This window comes from Bacillus cereus ATCC 14579 (assembly GCF_000007825.1).
In the GTDB taxonomy this organism is placed as follows: Bacteria; Bacillota; Bacilli; order Bacillales; family Bacillaceae_G; genus Bacillus_A; species Bacillus_A cereus.
Genome location: NC_004722.1, coordinates 270001 through 272500 on the forward strand (window position 1 = coordinate 270001; position 2500 = coordinate 272500).

Below are 2500 nucleotides of genomic sequence, written 5' to 3' on the forward strand. Positions count from 1 at the left end.
CCCAAGGGTTGGGCTGTTCGCCCATTAAAGCGGTACGCGAGCTGGGTTCAGAACGTCGTGAGACAGTTCGGTCCCTATCCGTCGTGGGCGTAGGAAATTTGAGAGGAGCTGTCCTTAGTACGAGAGGACCGGGATGGACGCACCGCTGGTGTACCAGTTGTTCTGCCAAGGGCATAGCTGGGTAGCTATGTGCGGAAGGGATAAGTGCTGAAAGCATCTAAGCATGAAGCCCCCCTCAAGATGAGATTTCCCATAGCGTAAGCTAGTAAGATCCCTGAAAGATGATCAGGTTGATAGGTTCGAGGTGGAAGCATGGTGACATGTGGAGCTGACGAATACTAATAGATCGAGGACTTAACCATATAATATGAAGCAAATGTTATCTAGTTTTGAAGGAATATGCCTTCATAGTTTGGTGATGATGGCAGAGAGGTCACACCCGTTCCCATACCGAACACGGAAGTTAAGCTCTCTAGCGCCGATGGTAGTTGGGACCTTGTCCCTGTGAGAGTAGGACGTCGCCAAGCAACTTTAAGACGAGTCAGAATGACTCGTCTTTTTTGTGTTTTATAACTTCTTTTCAAAGCTAAATATTTTGAAGTGCTTCTCGCTTTTCAAAAAGGTTTTTGAGTACGTAGCTATATAAGTTTTATTCAATTTCTTTCGTGATTCTTTATATGTAATTTAAGATTTTCTATTTTATTTCTTAAAGATAGGATTCATCAGTGTGTTAAAATAGTACAGTTGTTTTTGATGTACTTTAATATAAGAAGATTTAAGTTAGAAAAGGAGATAATATGAAAAAGATAAGTATAATTACTATAGTAGTCTTAGTCCTGCTAGTAATCGTGTATATGTTAGTTGGGAATTATTTTTATAACTACGCGTTAAATGCGAAACAAGAAAAAGAATTTTTGCAAGATAATCCTCATTTAGTAGAAACGGTAAATGCGTCGGGAGATGTATTGGCTGCAAATGAAGAAAAGAATGCAAACTTCGTATCGAAGTATAAACCTAACACATTAACTATACGTTCTTTCGATAAATTAAATTTAAAAGGTTATGAATATATGAATGAACCATCCAGTCATAAATGGGCAATTGTAGTTCATGGATACAATGGTAGAGCATCAGAAATGACGAAATATGTTCGTAACTTTTATGAACAAGGCTATAATGTCATAGCACCAGACCTTCGTGGACACGGAAATAGTGAAGGGGATTATGTTGGTATGGGCTGGCATGATCGTAAAGATGTTTTGATTTGGATTCAACAAATCTTGAAGAAAGACCCTAATGCTGAAATAGCTCTATTTGGTGTTTCAATGGGCGGGGCAACTGTAATGATGACTTCAGGAGAAGATTTACCTTCTAATGTTAAAGTTATTATTGAAGATTGTGGATACTCAACTGTTATTGATGAATTTACTTATCAACTAAAAGATTTATTCCATTTACCGAAGTTTCCTGTTATGAATGCGGCAAATATGGTTACTAAATTAAGAGCTGGTTACGATTTAGAAGAGGCTTCAGCTGTAAAACAAGTAGCGAAAAGTAAAACACCTATGTTATTCATTCATGGGGATGCTGATACATTCGTTCCTTTTGAAATGTTAGATGAAGTATATAATGCTGCAAAAGTAGAAAAAGAGAAATTAATTGTTCCAGGTGCTGGACATGGAGAAGCGGAGAAAGTAGATTCGAATAAATATTGGAATACTGTATGGAAGTTCGTAGGGAAGTATATTCCGGCATAATTAAAGTTGTTGCATTTATATAGACGATAATCGGAGGGATAATAGTTAATCCTTTTGATTATCGTTTTTTTTGTTAATTAGGTATTCTGCTATAAGTGTGTTTTTGTATGTACTATATGAAGGAGATAGAGCAAAAACTTTTGAATTCCTTAATCTCAGTGCTACAATGATTGAAAACTAAATGTTAATGAGGTGTTTTTATGAAAATTGAAGTATGGTCGGATTTTGTATGCCCATTTTGCTATATTGGGAAACGTAGATTAGAGATGGCTTTAGAGCAATTTCCATATAAGAAGGATGTTGAAGTTGAGTTTAAAAGTTTTGAATTAGACCAAAATGCTCCAATCTATTCTGGAACAAGTATTAATGAAGTACTTGCATCAAAGTATGGAATTAGTATTGAAGAAGCTAAGCGTAATAACGTACAGTTAGGAAATCATGCAGCTAGTATGGGTTTAAGTTTTAATTTTGATGAGATGAAGCCGACTAATACTTTTGATGCGCATCGTCTTGCGAAGTTTGCAAAGAATCAAGGGAAAGAAAAAGAGATTACAGAAAATCTACTTTTTGCATATTTCACTGAATCGAAAAATTTAAGCGATGTGGATACACTTGCTACTATCGCTGAAGCTTCAGGTTTAGATAAGCAAGAAGCTTTAAATGTTATTAATGATAAAAATGCGTATGCAAATGATGTTAGAATTGATGAAGCGATTGCTCAGCAATATCAAATTTCGGGAGTG

General features: G+C 36.1%; 2 protein-coding genes and 2 rRNA genes (2 of these 4 running past the window's edge). All 4 read left to right on the forward strand.

The genetic code is table 11. The features are described 5' to 3' along the window. Positions 1–362: ribosomal RNA gene (locus BC_RS01540) — 23S ribosomal RNA — on the forward strand; it begins 2560 nt to the left of the window's first position. 49 nt (positions 363–411) lie between these two features. Then, positions 412–527: ribosomal RNA gene (gene rrf, locus BC_RS01545) — 5S ribosomal RNA — on the forward strand. 270 nt (positions 528–797) lie between these two features. Then, positions 798–1757, forward strand: coding sequence for an alpha/beta hydrolase (locus tag BC_RS01550; RefSeq protein WP_000723973.1), 960 nt, complete (start codon positions 798–800; stop codon positions 1755–1757). Positions 1758–1957: 200 nt separating this feature from the next. Continuing rightward, a protein-coding gene (locus tag BC_RS01555) for a DsbA family oxidoreductase (RefSeq protein WP_000687954.1) crosses the window boundary here: on the forward strand, positions 1958–2500 show its 5' portion. The gene runs 189 nt beyond the window's last position; the window shows 543 of its 732 coding nt (coding positions 1–543); it begins with the start codon at positions 1958–1960; its stop codon lies beyond the right edge, outside the window.